This window comes from Nitratireductor arenosus (assembly GCF_009742725.1).
Lineage (GTDB): Bacteria > Pseudomonadota > Alphaproteobacteria > Rhizobiales > Rhizobiaceae > Mangrovimarina > Mangrovimarina arenosa.
On record NZ_WPHG01000001.1, the window covers coordinates 1,179,231 to 1,196,504 of the forward strand.

The following is a 17,274-nucleotide window of genomic DNA, read 5'->3' on the forward strand; positions in this document are numbered from 1 at the left end:
CCGGACGGTCGCTCGACCGCCCGGCCCGTATCCTGTCCGGCGCGGCCGGATGTGCGGGCGGTGCAAACGGGCTATGGTCCCGAAAGTCGATCGCAATTCCCCGGCAGGGAAATGGCGATGCAGCGAGGATGCGTGAAAGACGTCATGGCGGCCACCGCACCCCTGATCGAGGTCGAGTCTCTCAGCAAGTCTTTCGGGGCCGTGCGCGCGCTTCAGGACATGGCGCTCGCCGGTCATGCCGGCAAGGTCCATGCTGTCATGGGCGAGAACGGCGCCGGCAAGTCGACGCTGATGAAATTGCTGTCCGGCGTGTTCCGACCCGATTCCGGCTCGATCAGACTGCGTGGCGCCGAAATGGCCTTTCATCATCCGCGTGACGCCCAAAAGGCGGGGATCTCGACGATCTTTCAGGAATTTTCCCTGCTGCCCAACCTGTCGGTCGCGGAAAATCTCTTCCTGGGGCGGGAACGCGAGGGCGGACGCAGGCTTGGCGCCGCCGAGATCCGCCGCCGCACGCGCGAGGCGCTCGCCGCGCTCGACCTGCGCATCGATCCGGACCGGCGCGTCGGCTCGCTGAGTGTCGGTCACCAGCAGATGGTGGAAATCGCCAAGGGCGTGCTCGCCGATGCATCGGTCTTCATCTTCGACGAGCCGACGGCGGCACTCGCCTCGCATGAGGTCGAGACGCTGTTCGCGCTGATCCGCCGCCTTGCCGGCAACGGCAAAGTCATCTTCTACATCTCGCATCGCCTGAGCGAGATCTTCGCCATTTGCGACGACATCACCATCATGAAGGACGGTCGCTTCGTACGCACCGTCGCGACCGTCGAAACCGATGTCGACGAAGTCATCCAGGGTATGGTCGGCCGGCCGATCGAGGAACTGTTCGAGCCGCGCGCCGAAACCCTCGGTCCGGTGCTGCTTAAGGCCGAAGCTCTGGTCGGGGAGGCGGCGCCGAAGCCGCTTTCGCTCGAAATCCGGGCGGGCGAGATCGTCGGCATCGCCGGTCTCGAGGGCCAGGGCCAGCAGGAGCTGATGCGGCTGATCGCAGGCTTCGCCCCGGCGCGCGCCGGCGTCCTGACGCTCGCCGACAGGCGTATCGAAGGCCTGTCCGCCCGGCGCCGGATGGCAGCCGGCATCGGTTTCGTGCCGGAAAACCGCAAGGATGACGGCCTGTTTTTGTCGCTCGACATCGGCGCCAACATGGCCACGGCCGAGATCGCGCGGCGCCGGCTGTTCGGCTGGGTGCCGGGGATGGGCGCGCGCACCGCCGAGATCATGCGCCAGCTTGCCGTCAAGGCGCCCGACGCCCGCACGCCGGTCGTCGATCTCTCCGGCGGAAACCAGCAGAAGGTCGTGCTCGGTCGCTGGCTGATGGCCGGTGCCCGCGTGCTTCTGTGCGAGGAGCCGACCCGCGGCGTCGATGTCGGCGCCAAGCGCGAGATCTATCGCCAGTTGCGCAATTTCGCCGGCCAGGGCCGCGGCGTGCTCGTCACCTCGCGCGAATTGCCGGAGTTGATCGGCTTGTGCGACCGGCTTCTCGTCATTCGCGACGGCGAACTTGTGGCCGAGACGATGGCGCACGAGGCAAGCGAGGACGACTTGCTGCGCAGCGCGCTGCCGGTTGCCGAAAGCGAGGCGGCATGAGCGCGCTGCCCGCCGAACCCGTCCGCGCCGGCCTGCTCGCGCGGTTCCGCCAGGACGCCTTCTGGTATCGCCAGCGCGGCGCGGTGCTGTCCTTTGCCGTGCTGGCCGCGATGCTGGCGCTCGTGGCGGCCGTCGTTCCGGGAACCTTCTATTCCGCGACCAACCTGTCCAATCTCGCCGGCCAGCTCGCGCCGCTGTTTCTGGTTTCTCTCGGCCAGACCTTCGTGCTGCTGGGCGCCGGGTTCGACCTGTCGGTCGGCGCGGTAATCTCGCTGTCCTCGGCGATCCTGACGCTCGACCTTGCCGATCCGGTCAAGATCCCGCTCGCCTTCGCCGCCGCCGCCACGGTCGGCCTCGTCAATGGCTGGGGCTGCGTTCATCTGCGCGTCCATCCGATCATCATGACGCTGGCGACCAGCTCGATTGTCCAGGGGCTGGCGCTGATCCTGCTGCCGACCCCCGGCGGCGCCGCGCCCGGCCTGCTCGTCCAGCTGGCCTCCGGCACGTTCATGGGCCTGCCGGCCGGCTTCTACTGGATCGTCGCCGGCACGGCCGCCGCGATCTGGCTCGTCCACGGCACGACCTATGGCGTGCGTCTTTACGCGACCGGCCAGAACCCCCAGGCGGCGTGGATGAGCGGCATCGAGGCGCCGCGGATCCGCATCCTGACCTATGTCATCTCGTCGCTGATGGCCGCGCTTGCCGGCGCCTACCTCACCGGCCGGCTCGCCTCCGGCGATCCCAATGTCGGCAGCGCGCTCGGCCTCGACAGCGTCTTGGGCGCCGCGCTCGGCGGCACGCTGCTTTCGGGCGGCGTCGGCGGGCCGATCGGCACCATCGCGGGCGTGCTCATTATCGGCGTGCTCAACAACGGTCTCAATCTCGCGGGCGTGTCGCCCTATTACCAGTTCGTGGTGAAAGGATCGATGCTGGTGCTCGCCGTCAGCCTGTTCCGCCGCAAGGAGGCCGGGCTTTGAAACGCATCCTCACCGCCCTTCCGCCGGCCCTGTGGGGCCTGGCCGCGGTCTGCGTCTTCGCGGCCTTCACCCAGCCGCAATTCCTGTCGCTGCCCTTCCTGATGATCCTGTTGCGCCAGGCGGCGCCGCTCGGCATCGTCGCGCTCGGCCAGACCTTCGTCGTCGCCAACCGTTCGCTCGACCTGTCGGTCGGGGCCACCATCGCCTTCGTCAACCTGATCGTCGCCCACGCCATGTGGAACGGCTACCCGCCGGCGCTGGTCATCGCGATCGCCTTGTCGGCCGGCCTGGTCATCGGGCTGGTCAACGGCGTGCTCGTCACGGTCCTGCGCGCCTCCGCGGTGGTGGTCACGCTCGGCACGGCGGCGATCATCACCGGCATCGGCTTCATCTATTCGGGCGGGGCGCCGGGCAACGCCATGCCGGACATAATCAAATGGCTCGGTCGCGGCCGCATCGGCATGGTTCCGGTCTCCGGTCTGGTCTGGGCCGCCTTCGGTATCGTCGCCTTCGTCCTGCTGCGCCGGCTGACCCTCGGCCGTTACATCTTCGCCGCCGGCGACAATCCCTCCGCCGCCACCTATTCCGGCATCCCGGTCAACACCACGCTGCTGATTTCGCATGTGTTGAGCGGACTGTTCGCCGCCAGCGGCGGGCTGCTCCTGTCCGGCCTCGTCGGCGTCGGCTCGCTCAATCTCGGCGCCGATTACATCTTGAGCTCGATCGCAGCGGTGATTCTCGGCGGCGCGGTCTTCGGCGGCGGCGCCGGCGGCGCCATCGGCACCATGCTCGGCACCGCGCTCCTGGTGATGGTGCTCAACCTGCTGACCGTCTTCGGCGTCGACCAGCCGGGCAAGCTTATCGTGCAGGGCTTGGTGATCGCCGTCGCCGCCGTGATCTACCAGCAGGGCCGCCGCGGTGGCTGAAACACTCACGCTCGGGATCGATTTCGGCACCTCCGCCGTCAAGGCGGTCGCGCTCGACGCCGCAGGCGGCGTCCGCGCGCTCGCCAGCGCCGCCTACCAGACGGACAAGCCGGCGCCCGACCGCGCCGAGCAGGACCCGCAGGACTGGTGGCGGGGGCTCGGCGAGGTCTCCCGCACCGTCATGGCCGCGATCGGCACCGCCGGGATCGGCGCGATCGGCCTGTCGGGCCAGTTGAACGGCATCGTGCTCGTCGATAGATCAGGCGCGGTGCTGCGCCCGAGCCTGATCTGGCTCGACCAGCGCTGCGCCGAGGAGACGGCGGAGCTCGAGACGCGTCACGCCGGCCGGCTCGCCGAGACCGCGTCCTCGCCGATCTCGCCGATCGCAGTGCTGCCCAAGCTGCAATGGCTTGCCCGCCACGAGCCCAAGACCATGCGGCGGACGGCGCGGGTTTTCCAGGTCAAGGATTACATCTTGTGGCGGCTGACCGGCGTGGCCGCGACCGAGGCCAACGAGGCCTCGGCCACGCTGCTGATGGATCTCGGCCGCCGTGCCTGGGTGGACGATCTGGTCGACCTGGCCGGGCTTGCGCCGGCCCAGCTTCCGCCGATCCGTCCTTCCGCCGCCGTCGCCGGCCATGTCCACGACGCCGCGGCGTCCGCAACCGGCCTGCCGGCGGGCGTGCCGGTCGTGCCGGGCTCCGGCGACACCGGCGCACTCGCCGTTGGCTGCGGCGCCTACGAGGCCGGCGTCGCCGCCGTCACGCTGGGCACTGCCGGCCATGTCGTGGCCGCGGCACCCAATCGCGGGCCGGGCGCTGTCAACGGGCTCTGGCGCATGGCCCATGTCAGCGCCGACCGCGAGCTCTGGCTCGGACTGATCCCGGCCGGTGGCCTGTCGATCGCCTGGCTGCGCAACCTGGCCGCCGGTTTCGGCGGCGCGGCGACGGGTTTCGAGGCGCTGGAGCGCCTGCTTGCCGCCGCGCAAGCGGGGTCGGCCGGTGCGACATTCCTGCCTTTCCTGGAAGGCGCCGGCACGCCATGGAACGATCCCCAGCGTCTGGCCGGCTTCGCCAATCTCAACGTCACCCATGGCGCGGCCGAGCTGGTGCGCGCCGTCTATGAAGGTGTCGCCTTCAATATCCGCGCCTGTCTCGACGCCTTCGAGGCGGCGGGCGTCGGCCTCTCGCGTATCCATCTCGCCGAGGGCGGCGCCAGTTCGCCCGCCTGGTGCCAGATCATCGCCGACGCGCTCGACCGTGATGTCCATGTCGTGGCCGAGCGCGACACTTCGGCGGTCGGCGCCGCGATCCTGGCGCGGGCGGCGATCGAGAAGGCCGATCTCGCGGCGATCGTGGCGCGGTCGGTGCGTATCGAGCGCGTCCACCGGCCCGAGCCCGCCCATCGCGCGGCGATGGACGCGGCCTGGCGGCGTTTTTGCCGTCATGCGGGAGGGGCGGTTGAATAGCCGGCTCTATATCGGCCTCGACGCGGGCACCTCGCTGACCAAGGCCGCCATCTTCGATCTGGACGGTCGCGAGCTGGCGGTCGCGGAGAAACCGACCGCCGTACAGCGGCCGCGGCCGGGCTGGAGCGAGATCGATCCCGGCGAGGCCTGGGCCGCGGCTGTCGAGGTCATCGCCGGCGTCGTGCGCGACAGCGGCGTCGACCCCGGCTCGATCGGCGGCATCGGGCTTTCGGCCGCCATGGTCGGCGCCTGGGTGCTGGACCGGCACGGCCGGCCGCTGCGGCCCGCGATCACCTGGGAAGACAGCCGCGCGCAGGCGCTGATCGACGAGCACGTCGCCGCCGACTCGGCCTTTCTCAGCCGCATCTTCGCCTCCTCCGGCTCGGTCATGCAGCAGGGCTGCACCCTGCCGGTGATGGCCTGGCTTGCCCGCCACGAGCCGGCCGTGCTGGCGCGCGCCGCCCATGTGCTGAGCTTCAAGGACTATCTCAGGCTGCGCATGACGGGCCGGATCGCCACCGACCGCAGCGAGGCGGCGGTGGTGCCGGGCTCGGCACGCGAGCGAAACCGTTCCGAGGCGATGATCGCCCTTTTCGGCCTTGCCGACCACGCGCATTTGCTGCCGCCGGTCGCTGATTCGGAGACCTTTCTCGGCGGGCTGACGGCCGAGGCCGCCGCCCTGACCGGTCTGCGCCCGGGGCTGCCGGTCGCCATCGGCGCCGGCGATGTCGCGGCGACCGTGATCGGCGCGGGCGGGCTTGCCGCCGGCACCGCCACCGCCGTGCTCGGCACTGCCTGCATGGTCGGCGTCACCCATGATCGCCCGGTGTTCGAGCCGGCCGATATCGGGCTGTTGTTCACCCTGCCCGGCGATCGATGGTACCGGGCGATGCTCAACGTCGCCGGCACGCTCAATCTCGACTGGGCCTTTGCCACGCTCGCGCCCGAGCTTGCTTCGCGCCCGGACCGTTTCGCCGCGCTCGACCGCATGTTGGAGACGACGCCGCCCGGCGCGCACGGCCTGACCTATCTTCCTTATCTGTCCGACAGCGGCATCATCGCGCCGCGCGTCGATCCCGCCGCGCGCGCCCAGTTCAGCGGTCTGACCCCGCGCCATGACCGCGCCTGCCTGTTCCGCGCCGTCGTCGAGGGTGTGGCCTTCGCCATGCTCGACCTTCTGGAGGCGCTGTCCTTCGACGGGGAACGGCTGGTTCTGACCGGCGGCGGGGCCAAGAATCCGCTGTGGGCACAGATGATCTGCGATCTCGTCGCGCGGCCGGTCGAGGTTCCGCGGGGATCGCAGTTCGGCGCGCGCGGCGCGGCGCTGCTTGCCGCCACCGCCGCCGGAGAGTTCACCACCGTCCACGCCGCGTCCGCCGCCTTTTCCGGCCTTGCCCGCCGCTTCGAGCCCGAGCCGGCCCGGCGCGCGGCGCTGATGCCGGCTCTGGAGCGCTATCGCGCCGCGCGCGACAGGCTGTTGCGGGCGTCCGGAGCCTAAGCCGGCGCCCGCGGCCCGGAATCGATGTGAATCGACCTGACTTTGGTCTACTCTGCGCTGGATCTCGTAGAAATGCGCAGCGTGCTCACCGGACACCAGACCATGGATGCCAAGCCGGCTCCCTTCATCCCGCCCGCGCCGAAGCCGCGGACCAAGCCGCCCTCGACGCTGCAGATGATGCGGATCGTCTATAAGAACCCGCTCGAACTGTGGGGCGAGCCCTCCTACAACGAAAAGTGGATTTCGATTTCCACCGGTATCGGCGGGCCGCTGGTGATCGCCAACGACCCGCGCCTCATTCGCCATGTGCTGGTCGACAACGCCAGGAACTACAAGATGGCGCGGGTGCGCCAGAAAATCCTGCGCCCGATCCTGCGCGACGGCCTGCTGACGGCCGAGGGCCAGGTCTGGCGGCGTTCGCGCAAGGCGATGGCGCCGGTCTTCACGCCGCGCCACATCCATGGCTTCGCCGCGCCGATGCTGGCCAGGAGCGAGGCCTTCGCCACCCGCTACGAGGACAACGCCGGGCCGGTCGACATCGCCCGCGACATGACGATGCTGACCTACGACATTCTGGCCGAGACGCTGTTTTCCGGCGAGATCGCCGGCGAACCCGACAATTTCGCGCGCCAGGTCGACCATCTGTTCGAGACCATGGGCCGGGTCGATCCGCTCGACCTTCTGGGCGCGCCCGACTGGCTGCCGCGCTTCACCCGCATTCGCGGCCGCAAGACGATGGCCTTTTTCCGCCAGATCGTCGCCGAGACGATGGCGATGCGCAAGCAGCGCATGGCCGACGATCCCGATGGCGTGCCGAACGATTTCCTGACCTTGCTGCTGCGCGCCGAGGGGCCGGACGGTCTCGGCGCGGCCGAGATCGAGGATAACATCATCACCTTCATCGGCGCCGGCCACGAGACCACCGCCCGGGCGCTGGGCTGGACGCTTTATTGCCTCGCCGAAGCGACCTGGGAACGCGACAGGGTCGAGGCGGAGATCGATGCGGTTCTTGCCGCCGAGCCGGATCCGGCCGCGTGGCTCGACAAGATGCCGGCGACCCGCGCCGCCTTCGAGGAGGCGATGCGGCTCTACCCGCCGGCCGCCTCGATCAGCCGCGAGGCGGTCGAGCCGGACCGCTTCGAGGATCTGGAGATCGTCAAGGGCGCGCAGATCCAGGTCATGCCGTGGACGATCCACCGCCACCGCAAGCTGTGGGACCAGCCCGAGGCCTTTTTGCCGGAGCGGTTCCTGCCGCAGAACCGCGAGCGCATCGACCGTTATCAATATCTGCCCTTCGGCGCCGGGCCACGGGTGTGCATCGGCGCCAGCTTCGCCATGCAGGAGGCGGTGATCGCGCTCGGCGTGCTGTTGTCGCGCTACCGCTTCGATACGGTCGCCGGAACCAGGCCGTGGCCCGTGCAAAAACTCACCACCCAGCCCGAGGGTGGGCTGCCGATGCGAGTTTCCCGGCGCTGACGCCGCACCGGGGGACCGCGGGCGCCAGGGCCGGGCTGATCGAATCGGCGGCCGGCTACACCATGGCGATGACGCGCGAAGGGCCGCCCGTGCCGCCGCGCAGCTTCGGTGCGCCGACCACCAGGGTCGCGCCGCTCGCCGGCAGGCTCTCCAGATTGGCGACGCATTCCAGCCCCCAGCGCCCCGACGGAAGCCAGGCATAATGCACGGCGAAATCGGGGGAGGGTCCGTGATCGAGCGACAGCGTGTCGACCGCGATGCCCTTGACCGACGGCGCTTCCATCAGCATCTGCGCGGCCTCGATGTGGAAGCCGGGGAAATGCATGGTCTTGCCGTCCTCGCCGACATTGCGGAATTTACCCGTCTCCAGATGCGCGCCCCAGCCCGACAGCATCGCCACGCACGCCCCTTCGGGCAGATCGCCATTGGCGTCCGTCCAGGCCGTGATGTCGTCCGGCGTCACCTGGGCGTCGGCATTGTCGGCCGCCTTCTGGCGGATATCGATGATGGCGAGCGGGCAGACCAGGTCCGCCACCGGGATTTCGGCCACCGATTTGCCGTCGGCGGAAAAATGCAGCGGCGCGTCCAGATGCGTGCCGGTGTGCTCGTTGAAGCGCCATTCGTTGATATTGAATTTGTGCTCGGCGTAGTTGAACAGGGCCTTCTTGAACAATTGCTGCTCGTTGAAGAAGGTCGGGAACGCCTCGAACAGTTCGTGGGTCAGATCCTCGGCCTTGGTCGGCATCGCCTTTTGTGCAAATAGCGGCGCCGGCGCCGCGAGCGAGGCGGCCGCGGCCGCGCCGGCGACCGCGCCGCCCTTGAAAAAGTCGCGCCGGGAAAGCATGCGGTCCTTGACGCTGTCGATCACGCAATGGTGGCACATGGTCATTCCTCCCTTGAGAATGAAGTCGCCGCATTCTCTCAAGAATGATCCGGCGCGCGGGATGACGCAAGGCAAGCTTCTGCCGTCCCGTCTGGCGTTTACGGGAGCGCGACCTACCGGCCACGCCCGAAAAACGCGTTTTCGACATGCACCGGCCAGCGCCGGGGCAGTACCGCGACCAGGTCGAAGCGGATCGACAGCCGGGCGAAATCGGTCTGCCGCGACAGCCATATGTCGGCGGCGGCCTCGATGCGTCGTTGCGCAAGCGGGCCCACCGCCTCCATCGCCGCGGCGAGCGTCGGCCGTGCCTTGACCTCGACGATGGCGACGAGATCGCCGCGCCGGGCGATCAGGTCGATCTCGCCGAGCCGCGTCCGATAGCGGCGCGCGACGATCCGGTAACCCTTGAGCGTCAGGGCGAGCGCCGCCAGCCACTCGCTGCGGTGACCCCGGCGATAGGCGCGCCGACGCGAGGAGGACTCATCGGCCATCGGCTTCGGCCTTGAGTGCAATCAGCCGGCGATAGAGGTCGGTCTTCGTGCCGCCGGTCATGCGCGCGGCTTCGCCGGCGGCCTTCGCTGCCGGCATCTCGGCGGCGAGCTCGAGCAACAGCGCGTCGACATCCTCCGGCGCATGTGGCGCGGCGTCCTCGGGTGGCGCAACGCACACCACCACCTCGCCCTTCGGCGCTCCGGCTTCGGCGTAGTGTTGGCCAAGCTCGGCCAGGGTGCCGCGCCGCACTTCCTCGTAAGCCTTGGTGAGCTCGCGGCAGACGGCCGCCTGCCGCGACCCGCCCAGCATCTCGGCCATCGCGGCCAGCGTGTCGGCGAGGCGGCGCGGCGATTCGAAAAAGATCAGCGTCGCTGGAACCGGGGCGAGCCCGACGAGCCGGGTGCGGCGTTGGCTGGACTTAGTCGGCAAAAAACCGGCGAAGAAGAACGAATCCGACGGCAGTCCCGAGGCGACTAGCGCGGCCAGCGGGGCCGAGGCGCCGGGGATCGGCACGACCTTGCAGCCTTCGCCGAGGGCCTGGCGCGCGAGGCGAAAGCCCGGATCCGACACCAGCGGCGTGCCGGCGTCGGAGACCAGCGCTACCGAGCGGCCTTCCTTGAGCGCGGCAAGCAGCTTCGGGCCGGCCTCGGCGGCATTGTGTTCGTGATAGGCGACCGGTTTGCGCCGGATCGCATAGCGTTCGAGCAGGCGGCGGGTTATGCGCGTGTCCTCGCAGGCGACGAGATCGGCCGCCGCCAGCGTTTCCAGCGCCCTGATGGTTATGTCGGCGAGATTGCCGATCGGCGTGGCGACGAGATAAAGCGCCGGCTCCGGCGCACGGGCCGTCAGCGTGGCCTGGCCGATCACGAATGTGCGCTCCGGCAATGGTCGATCGCTCATCGTCGTTCCCGATTGTCCATCCGGCCGGGCGCTGGATACCAAGCCTCGGCGGCGTGACCCCGACCGTCCAGGGCCGACCCTACCGTGCCAGATCGGCGACCACCGCGTCGAGCACGATCATGCCCGCCTGCGTCGCGCGCAGCCTGGAATTGCCGATCGGGGCGACGAGGTGTTCGCCTTGCAGGACGGATATGCGCGCCTGCGAAAGCGGCCTGCCGGCGAGCGCCTCATAGCGGGCAAGGTCGATGCCTTCGGCCAGTCGCAACCCCATCAGCAGGAATTCGTCCGCCTCCTGCGATCGGGAAAGCACCTCTCCGTCGACGATGCCGTGACCATTTTCCTCGACCAGGGCGCACCATTTTTCCGGTAGGCGCTCGGCGATGGTGACCGTGCGCGCGTCGTTTTCGAGGAAACGGCCATGCGCGCCCGGTCCCACCCCGACATATTCGCCGTAGCGCCAATAGATGAGATTGTGGCGGCTTTCGGCGCCGGGCCTGGCATGATTGGAAATCTCGTAGGCCGGCAGGCCGCGCGCCGCCGTCACCTCCTGCGTCAGCCGATAGAGCTCGGCCGCGTGACCCGGGTCCGGCACCGCGAACTTTCCCGCCTGATGCAGCGCAAAGAACGGCGTGCCCTGCTCGATGGTCAGCTGATAGAGCGACAGATGGTCGGCGGCGAGCCCGATTGCCTCGTCAAGCTCAGCGCCCCACGCCTCCGGCGTCTGGCCGGGCCTTGCATAGATCAGGTCGAAGGACAGCCGCGCGAAGGTCGAGCGCGCGATCTCGATCGCCCGGCGGGCCTCGGCGACATCGTGCAGCCGGCCGAGAAAGCGCAGATCTTGATCGTTGAGGGCCTGCACGCCGAGCGAGACCCGGTTGACGCCCGCGTCGCGATAGCCGCGAAAGCGCTCCGCCTCGACCGACGAAGGATTGGCCTCGAGCGTGATCTCGGCTCTGTCGTCGACGCTCCAATTTCGATTGATCGATTCGAGTATCGCACCGACGGTTGCCGGCTCCATCAGTGACGGCGTACCGCCGCCGAAAAAGATGCTGGTGACGGCGCGCGGACCGGTGCGGGCGCGCATAAGCGCCATCTCGGCTGCGAAGGCGCGCACGAAGCGCTGCTGGTCGACGGGCTGGTGGCGGACATGGCTGTTGAAGTCGCAATACGGGCATTTGGCCGCGCAGAACGGCCAATGGACATAGACCCCGAAACCTGGCGAGCGGTCGATATCGCTCATGCGGTCTCCAGCATCGCGGTGGCGAAGCGCGCGAAAGCGCGTGCCCGGTGCGACAGGCCGAGATCGCCGCGCCCGGCCTCCCAGGCATGTTTCTCGCCCGCCGTCATCTCGCCGAAGGTCTGCTCGTACCCGTCGGGCTTGAACACGGGATCGTAGCCGAACCCCCTGTCGCCGCGCGGTGGCCACACAAGCGTGCCCTCGACCTCGCCGCGGAAATATTCCGCATGGCCGTCCGGCCAGGCCAGGCACAGAACGGCGACGAAGCGGCCGGTGCGCCGGTCCGGCGTGGTCGCACCCCTGTCCTGCAGCAGCGTTTCGACCTTTTGCATCGCCATCAGGAAGTCGCGGCCCGAGCCGTCGGGTCTTTCCGCCCAGTCGGCGGTGTAAACGCCGGGTTGGCCGTCGAGCGCGTCGACCACCAGCCCCGAATCGTCCGACAGCGCCGGCAGGCCCGTCGCGGAGGCGGCGGCGAACGCCTTGGTCAGGGCGTTTTCCTCGAAACTGGTTCCGGTTTCCGGCGGTTCCGGCAGGCCATAGTCACCGGCCGAACGCGCTTCCAGCCCATAAGGCGCGATTAGCTCCGAAATTTCGGCCAGCTTGCCTTTGTTGTGGGTCGCCACGACGAGTTTTCTGCCGTCCAGTCGTCTCATTCACAGCCCCCAGATTCTCGGTTCCGCGAATTCCAGCGAATTGCCGCCCGGATCGCGGAAATAGATCGACCGGCCGCCCTGCGGCCATTCGAAATCGGCCTCGATCGTCACGCCGGCGGCCTCAAGATGCGTCTTCCAACGCTCGATCTCGGCCGCCGACGCCGAAAAGCAGAGATGGCCCGGACCATGCGCGCCGTGCGGCGGCACCGGCAGCCCGGCGCCCGGCGCGCGCGGCACTTCGGTGACCCTGGCGTCGAAAAGCAGCACGACGCCACTGCCGCAGCGGAAAAAGACGTGCCGGCCCTCATCCTTGGCGATGCGCTCGAGGCCCAGTATGCCGCCGTAAAACGCCTCGGCGGCATCGAGGTCGTCGACATAGAGCGCGGATTCAAGAATCGCCGCCGGTCGCACTGTCCGTCCTATCTATCCGATCGCCATCTTCTGCAACTCGACAAGCCGGCCGATTCCCTTGCGGGCAAGCCGCATCAGTTCCTGGAACTGGTCGTCGGAGAACGGTTCCCCCTCGGCCGTGCCCTGGATCTCGACGATGCCGCCCTTGCCGGTCATGACGAAATTGGCGTCGGTGCCGGCGGCCGAATCCTCGATATAGTCGAGATCGAGCACCGGTTGCCCGTCGTGAATGCCGCAGGAAATCGCCGCGACCTGATCCTTCAGCACCTTGGCCACCGACACCATGCTGCGCGCCTCCATCCAGGAAAGGCAGTCGTGCAGTGCGATGAATCCGCCGGTGATGGACGCCGTGCGAGTACCGCCGTCGGCTTGCAGCACGTCGCAATCGACGGTGATCTGGACTTCGCCGAGCGCTTCCAGATCGACAACCGCGCGCAGCGATCGCCCGATCAGACGCTGGATCTCCAGCGTGCGCCCGCCCTGCTTGCCGGCCGTCGATTCGCGGCGCATGCGCTCGCCGGTTGACCGCGGCAGCATGCCGTATTCGGCGGTGACCCAGCCCCGGCCCGCATTGCGCAGCCATGGCGGAACCCTTTCCTCCAGGCTCGCCGTGCACAGCACATGGGTGTCGCCGAACTTGACCAGGCAGGAGCCTTCGGCATGTTTCGAAATGCCGCGCTCGAAGCTGACGGCACGCATTTCGTCGGGCTTCCGCTTGGAAGGACGCATCACTCTGTTTTCCGCTTTTTTCATGCAAGAAGTGGGCTTGTAGCGAGCCCAAACCCGCGACGCAAAGAAAATCCGGCTTCGGCCGGGTTTTGTCGGCGACACGCCGCCCACACTTTGTCCTGGCGGCGGGCGCGACTATATATGTTGACAGGCCTCATGGGCATGGCGGAACGTGCTGCGGAGATGACCAAACCCTTGATCGACCGGACCTTGCAAAATCTCGACGCGCGCTCGCGCGACATTTTCCGGCTGATCGTCGACACCTATCTGCGCGACGGCGAGCCGGTCGGCTCGCGCAATCTGTCGCGCATGCTGCCGTCCTCGCTGTCGCCGGCGACCGTACGCAACGTCATGAGCGACCTGGAACATCTCGGCCTGGTCTATGCGCCGCATGTTTCGGCCGGGCGGCTCCCCACCCAGAAAGGGCTGCGCTTCTTCGTCGACGCGTTCATGGAAATCGGCGACCTCTCGGAGGAGGAGCGGCGCGTGATCGAGGCCCAGGTCAAGGCCTCGGGCAGCGACGCCTCGCTCGAACACATGCTCACCGAGGCAAGCCAGATGCTTTCGGGCATGTCGCGCGGCGCCGGGCTGGTGCTGGCCGCCAAGCACGAAACCGCGCTCAAACATATCGAATTCATCCAGCTCGAGCCGACCAAGGCGCTGGCGGTGCTGGTATCGCAATCCGGCGACGTCGAAAACCGCATCGTCGACCTGCCGGCGGGCGTGACGGCTGCGCAGTTGCACGAGGCGTCCAACTTCCTCAACGCCCATATTCGCGGCAAGACCCTGGCCGAGGCGCGCTCCGACATCGCCCGCCTGCTCGAGGAGACTCGCGCCGCGCTCGACACCTTGTCTCAGGACCTGGTTGAAAAGGGTCTGGCCGTATGGGCCGGCGCCGATGCCGGCCTGCCGGCGCGGCTGATCGTGCGCGGGCGCGCCAATCTGCTGGAAAACCTGTCGGCGCCTGACGATATCGAGATGCTCAAGCATCTGTTCGACGACCTTGAGACCAAGGAAGGGCTGGTCCAGCTCCTCAACCTGGCCGAGGAAGGCTCCGGCGTGCGCATCTTCATCGGTTCCGAAAACAAGTTGTTTTCCCTGTCCGGTTCCTCGCTGGTCGTTGCCCCCTATCGCGATAAGGATGCGCGCGTGGTGGGCGCGCTCGGCGTGATCGGACCCACCCGGCTCAACTATGCCCGCATCGTGCCGATGGTCGATTACACCGCCCAGGTATTGTCGCGCCTGATGCAGTGACCGGTCCGTCGGCGCCACGCCCCGAACCGCGCCTGCACGCTCCCGACAATCGTGCCTCTTGATTTTCCGGTCCCGAGCATCGATATCGGACGCAACTCCGGAAACTTTGTGACACACGGGATCAGTCGATGAACGACCATCCGAAGAACGAACGCGGCAACGACGACAAGGTCGCCATGCCCGACATGGAAACGGCGAAAGGCCACTATGCCGAAATGGGCGGTGAGGCGGATGCCGCCGAAACCGGTCAGGACGGTCAGGACGGCGGGTTCGAGGCCGAGCGCGAGGCGTTTCTGCGGCTCGCGAAGGAGAACGATGAGCTGAAAGACCGCGCCCTGCGTCTCGCCGCCGAGATGGAAAATCTGCGCCGGCGCACGGCGCGCGACGTCCAGGACGCCCGCGCTTATGCGATCGCCAATTTCGCCCGCGACATGCTGACGGTTTGTGACGATCTGCGTCGGGCGATCGATGCCGTGCCTGCCGAGGCGCGCGAGCGGGGCGAGGCGGGTCTCGTCGCGCTGATCGACGGCGTCGAGATGACGGAGCGCTCCATGCATGCCGCGCTCGAGCGCCATGGCGTGAAGAAGATCGACCCCGACGGCGAGAAATTCGATCCGAATTTTCATCAGGCCATGTTCGAGGTGCCGAACCCGGAGGTTCCCGCCAGCACTGTCGTGCAGGTGGTGCAGAGCGGTTACGTGATCGGCGAGCGCGTCCTGCGCCCGGCTATGGTGGGGGTGGCCAAAGGCGGCCCCAAAACTGCCGCCAGGGACGAGGCCGCCGAACCGGGTCCGGTCAACGAGCAGGCCGAAAAGGACGCCTGAGCCGCCGGGCGGCATCCCGCGCTCCCGGAGGCGGCCCGGATATGACGCCGGCCCGGCCTGGGTCGTGAAGACGGTTCGCCGCGCCGCCTTCATGGTCTATCGTCCCGTCGGGGCATGACCTTTGCAGAAGACCGACCTCCGGTCTTCGGGATCATGGCCGGATTGCTGGGACGCTGCGATGAACCCGCTTCTATTGCTCGATTATGCCGGCGTGGCGGTGTTTGCCGCCACCGGCGCCCTGGCGGCGTCGCGCAAGGAGCTCGACATTATCGGTTTCCTGTTTCTCGCCGGCGTGACCGGCGTCGGCGGCGGCACGCTGCGCGACCTCGTGCTGGGCGAGCTGCCGGTCTTCTGGGTGGTAAACCCGGCCTATCTTCTGGTCTGCGGTGTCGTCGCCGTGATCGGCTTCTTCACCGCGCCGCTGGTCGAATCGCGCTACAGGCTGCTTCTATGGTTCGATGCGCTCGGCCTTTCGGCCTATTGCGTCATGGGTGCGGCCAAGGGCCTGGCGGTCGCCGCTTCGCCGCTGGTCGCCATCGTCACCGGCATCATGACGGCGACCTTCGGCGGCATTCTGCGCGACCTGCTTGCCGGCGAGCCGTCGGTTCTGCTGCGTCCCGAAATCTACGTCACCGCCGCGCTGGGTGGCGCGGCTGCTTATGTAGCCCTCGACCTTGCCGGGCTCGACCCGGCTTCGGCGGCGTTCGCCGCCTTTGCCGTGGCCTTCGCCGTGCGCGGCGGGGCGCTGCGCTTCGGCTGGGCGTTTCCGCGCTACCGCAGCCGCCCGGGGCGCCGCCCGGAGGACATTCCGTAGCGTACGACCGATCGCGCTAGAGCAGACCGGACTGCTGGGCGGCCTCGCGCAGGTTCTTCTGCGGGCGCGGGCCGATCTGCTGGATGACGATGCCGGCGGCGAGCGATCCCAGACGGCCGCAATCGACCAGATCGCGCCCGGTCACGTAGCCGTAAAGGAAGCCCGCCGCATAAAGGTCGCCGGCGCCGGTCGTGTCGACCAGCTCGTTAATCTCAACCGCGTCGATCGCAATGGTTTCCGCCCCGCGCACGATCACCGAGCCGTGCTCGGAACGGGTCACGGCCGCGAGCTTGCAATCCTTGCCGATCGCCTCAAGCGCCGTCTCGAACGAGGCGGTCTGGTAGAGCGATTTCAACTCGCTCTCATTGGCGAACACGATGTCGACCGTACCCGAGCGCATCAGTTCCAGGAACTCGTCACGATAGCGGTCGACGCAGAACGGATCCGACAGGGTCATCGACACCTCGCCGCCCGCCGCGTGGGCATGCTGTGCGGTCAGGCGGATTGCGTCCTTGGCCAGCGGGGGATCCCACAGATAGCCCTCGAAATAGACGAGCTTGCTCCGTTCGGCCTTGTCGCGCTCGACATCGTCGGGGCCAAGCTCGACGCAGGCGCCCAGATAGGTGTTCATCGAGCGCTCGCCGTCCGGTGTGACGAAGATCATCGACCGGGCGGTCGGCGTCTGGCCATTGAGCGGCTGCGTGTCGAAGGCCACGCCCTGGGCGCGGATGTCGTGGGCGTAGACCTTGCCGAGATGGTCGTCGGCCACCTTTCCGAAAAACGCCGCGGCCGCGCCGAAGCTCGCAATGCCGGCGGCCGTGTTGCCGGCGCTTCCGCCCGATGCCTCGATCGCCGGTCCCATGCGGCTGTAGAGCAGCTCGGCGCGTTCGGCATCGATCAGGTTCATGGCTCCCTTGACGATGCCGTTGTCGACAAGGAAATCGTCATCGCAGCGTGCGAACACGTCCACAATGGCATTGCCGATACACAACACGTCGAATGGCTTGGCTGAGGTCACCTTAGGTTCCGCTGGATTGTTTCGGGGAGGATTCGTTGCCGGTTTAAAGCATCTGCCGGGCGTGACA

Annotated in this window: 17 protein-coding genes; 9 read left to right on the plus strand and 8 right to left on the minus strand. The window is 68.0% G+C overall.

The features are described 5' to 3' along the window. Positions 1-117 precede the first annotated feature (117 nt). From GN330_RS05715 to GN330_RS05740, 6 genes are all read left to right on the plus strand, one after another. On the plus strand, positions 118-1,647 hold the full coding sequence (locus GN330_RS05715; protein WP_246188504.1) for a sugar ABC transporter ATP-binding protein: 1,530 nt from the start codon (positions 118-120) through the stop codon (positions 1,645-1,647). After that, a complete protein-coding gene (locus GN330_RS05720; protein ID WP_156711652.1) occupies positions 1,644-2,624 on the plus strand; it encodes an ABC transporter permease in 981 nt (326 codons plus the stop codon). Before GN330_RS05715 ends, GN330_RS05720 begins: the two co-directional genes overlap by 4 nt. Beyond that, the gene (locus GN330_RS05725) at positions 2,621-3,550 is read left to right on the plus strand and encodes an ABC transporter permease (protein WP_156711653.1); all 930 of its coding nucleotides are present in this window, start codon (positions 2,621-2,623) and stop codon (positions 3,548-3,550) included. The genes GN330_RS05720 and GN330_RS05725 overlap by 4 nt, the downstream gene beginning before the upstream one ends. Continuing rightward, positions 3,543-5,018 (plus strand): FGGY family carbohydrate kinase, encoded by a 1,476-nt coding sequence (locus GN330_RS24090; RefSeq protein WP_156711654.1) that lies wholly within the window; start codon positions 3,543-3,545, stop codon positions 5,016-5,018. Before GN330_RS05725 ends, GN330_RS24090 begins: the two co-directional genes overlap by 8 nt. Further along, entirely contained in the window at positions 5,011-6,516 is a 1,506-nt protein-coding gene (locus GN330_RS05735; RefSeq protein WP_197435046.1) for an FGGY-family carbohydrate kinase, read from the plus strand. The genes GN330_RS24090 and GN330_RS05735 overlap by 8 nt, the downstream gene beginning before the upstream one ends. Positions 6,517-6,618: 102 nt before the next feature. Further along, on the plus strand, positions 6,619-7,992 hold the full coding sequence (locus GN330_RS05740; protein ID WP_156711966.1) for a cytochrome P450: 1,374 nt from the start codon (positions 6,619-6,621) through the stop codon (positions 7,990-7,992). 55 nt (positions 7,993-8,047) lie between these two features. On the opposite strand, the gene GN330_RS05745 is transcribed toward GN330_RS05740, so the two are convergent. The 7 genes from GN330_RS05745 to rph form a co-directional block, all read right to left on the minus strand. Next, positions 8,048-8,875, minus strand: a complete 828-nt coding sequence (locus GN330_RS05745; RefSeq protein ID WP_156711656.1) for a cyclase family protein — start codon at positions 8,873-8,875, stop codon at positions 8,048-8,050. A gap of 113 nt (positions 8,876-8,988) precedes the next feature. After that, on the minus strand, positions 8,989-9,366 hold the full coding sequence (locus tag GN330_RS05750; RefSeq protein WP_156711657.1) for a YraN family protein: 378 nt from the start codon (positions 9,364-9,366) through the stop codon (positions 8,989-8,991). Beyond that, a complete protein-coding gene (gene rsmI, locus GN330_RS05755) occupies positions 9,356-10,267 on the minus strand; it encodes a 16S rRNA (cytidine(1402)-2'-O)-methyltransferase (RefSeq protein ID WP_156711658.1) in 912 nt (303 codons plus the stop codon). Before rsmI ends, GN330_RS05750 begins: the two co-directional genes overlap by 11 nt. A gap of 79 nt (positions 10,268-10,346) precedes the next feature. Next, positions 10,347-11,507 carry a radical SAM family heme chaperone HemW gene (hemW, locus tag GN330_RS05760; RefSeq protein WP_156711659.1) on the minus strand — a complete coding sequence of 387 codons (1,161 nt, stop codon included), beginning with the start codon at positions 11,505-11,507 and terminating at the stop codon, positions 10,347-10,349. Beyond that, positions 11,504-12,157 carry a non-canonical purine NTP pyrophosphatase gene (locus GN330_RS05765; RefSeq protein WP_156711660.1) on the minus strand — a complete coding sequence of 218 codons (654 nt, stop codon included), beginning with the start codon at positions 12,155-12,157 and terminating at the stop codon, positions 11,504-11,506. Before GN330_RS05765 ends, hemW begins: the two co-directional genes overlap by 4 nt. Beyond that, positions 12,158-12,568, minus strand: a complete 411-nt coding sequence (locus GN330_RS05770) for a VOC family protein (protein WP_343040302.1) — start codon at positions 12,566-12,568, stop codon at positions 12,158-12,160. It lies immediately after the preceding gene. A gap of 12 nt (positions 12,569-12,580) precedes the next feature. Continuing rightward, complete coding sequence (gene rph / locus GN330_RS05775) at positions 12,581-13,297, minus strand: ribonuclease PH (protein ID WP_156711661.1); 717 nt, start codon at positions 13,295-13,297, stop codon at positions 12,581-12,583. Between the two features lie 183 nt (positions 13,298-13,480). On the opposite strand from rph, the gene hrcA reads away from it, so the two are divergent. The 3 genes from hrcA to GN330_RS05790 all read left to right on the plus strand — a co-directional run bounded on the left by hrcA (position 13,481) and on the right by GN330_RS05790 (position 16,189). Beyond that, positions 13,481-14,551 carry a heat-inducible transcriptional repressor HrcA gene (hrcA, locus tag GN330_RS05780; RefSeq protein ID WP_156711662.1) on the plus strand — a complete coding sequence of 357 codons (1,071 nt, stop codon included), beginning with the start codon at positions 13,481-13,483 and terminating at the stop codon, positions 14,549-14,551. A 128-nt stretch (positions 14,552-14,679) separates the two neighbouring features. After that, positions 14,680-15,375 (plus strand): nucleotide exchange factor GrpE, encoded by a 696-nt coding sequence (gene grpE, locus GN330_RS05785; protein ID WP_197435047.1) that lies wholly within the window; start codon positions 14,680-14,682, stop codon positions 15,373-15,375. Between the two features lie 178 nt (positions 15,376-15,553). Beyond that, positions 15,554-16,189 carry a trimeric intracellular cation channel family protein gene (locus GN330_RS05790; protein WP_156711663.1) on the plus strand — a complete coding sequence of 212 codons (636 nt, stop codon included), beginning with the start codon at positions 15,554-15,556 and terminating at the stop codon, positions 16,187-16,189. 16 nt (positions 16,190-16,205) lie between these two features. Here GN330_RS05790 and GN330_RS05795 read toward each other — a convergent pair whose 3' ends face one another. Next, positions 16,206-17,207: an adenosine kinase gene (locus GN330_RS05795; RefSeq protein WP_343040303.1), complete on the minus strand. Its 1,002-nt coding sequence runs from the start codon at positions 17,205-17,207 to the stop codon at positions 16,206-16,208. Between the last annotated feature and the right edge of the window lie 67 nt (positions 17,208-17,274).

Coding starts and splice junctions, on each gene's coding strand:
- GN330_RS05720 (WP_156711652.1), top strand. CDS start 1,644: ATGAGCGCGCTGCCCGCCGAACCCGTCCGCGCCGGCCTGCTCGCGCGG.
- GN330_RS05740 (WP_156711966.1), top strand. CDS start 6,619: ATGGATGCCAAGCCGGCTCCCTTCATCCCGCCCGCGCCGAAGCCGCGG.
- rsmI (WP_156711658.1), bottom strand. CDS start 10,267: ATGAGCGATCGACCATTGCCGGAGCGCACATTCGTGATCGGCCAGGCC.
- hrcA (WP_156711662.1), top strand. CDS start 13,481: ATGACCAAACCCTTGATCGACCGGACCTTGCAAAATCTCGACGCGCGC.
- hemW (WP_156711659.1), bottom strand. CDS start 11,507: ATGAGCGATATCGACCGCTCGCCAGGTTTCGGGGTCTATGTCCATTGG.
- GN330_RS05715 (WP_246188504.1), top strand. CDS start 118: ATGCAGCGAGGATGCGTGAAAGACGTCATGGCGGCCACCGCACCCCTG.
- GN330_RS05750 (WP_156711657.1), bottom strand. CDS start 9,366: ATGGCCGATGAGTCCTCCTCGCGTCGGCGCGCCTATCGCCGGGGTCAC.
- GN330_RS05765 (WP_156711660.1), bottom strand. CDS start 12,157: ATGAGACGACTGGACGGCAGAAAACTCGTCGTGGCGACCCACAACAAA.
- rph (WP_156711661.1), bottom strand. CDS start 13,297: ATGCGTCCTTCCAAGCGGAAGCCCGACGAAATGCGTGCCGTCAGCTTC.
- GN330_RS05790 (WP_156711663.1), top strand. CDS start 15,554: ATGAACCCGCTTCTATTGCTCGATTATGCCGGCGTGGCGGTGTTTGCC.
- grpE (WP_197435047.1), top strand. CDS start 14,680: ATGAACGACCATCCGAAGAACGAACGCGGCAACGACGACAAGGTCGCC.
- GN330_RS05745 (WP_156711656.1), bottom strand. CDS start 8,875: ATGTGCCACCATTGCGTGATCGACAGCGTCAAGGACCGCATGCTTTCC.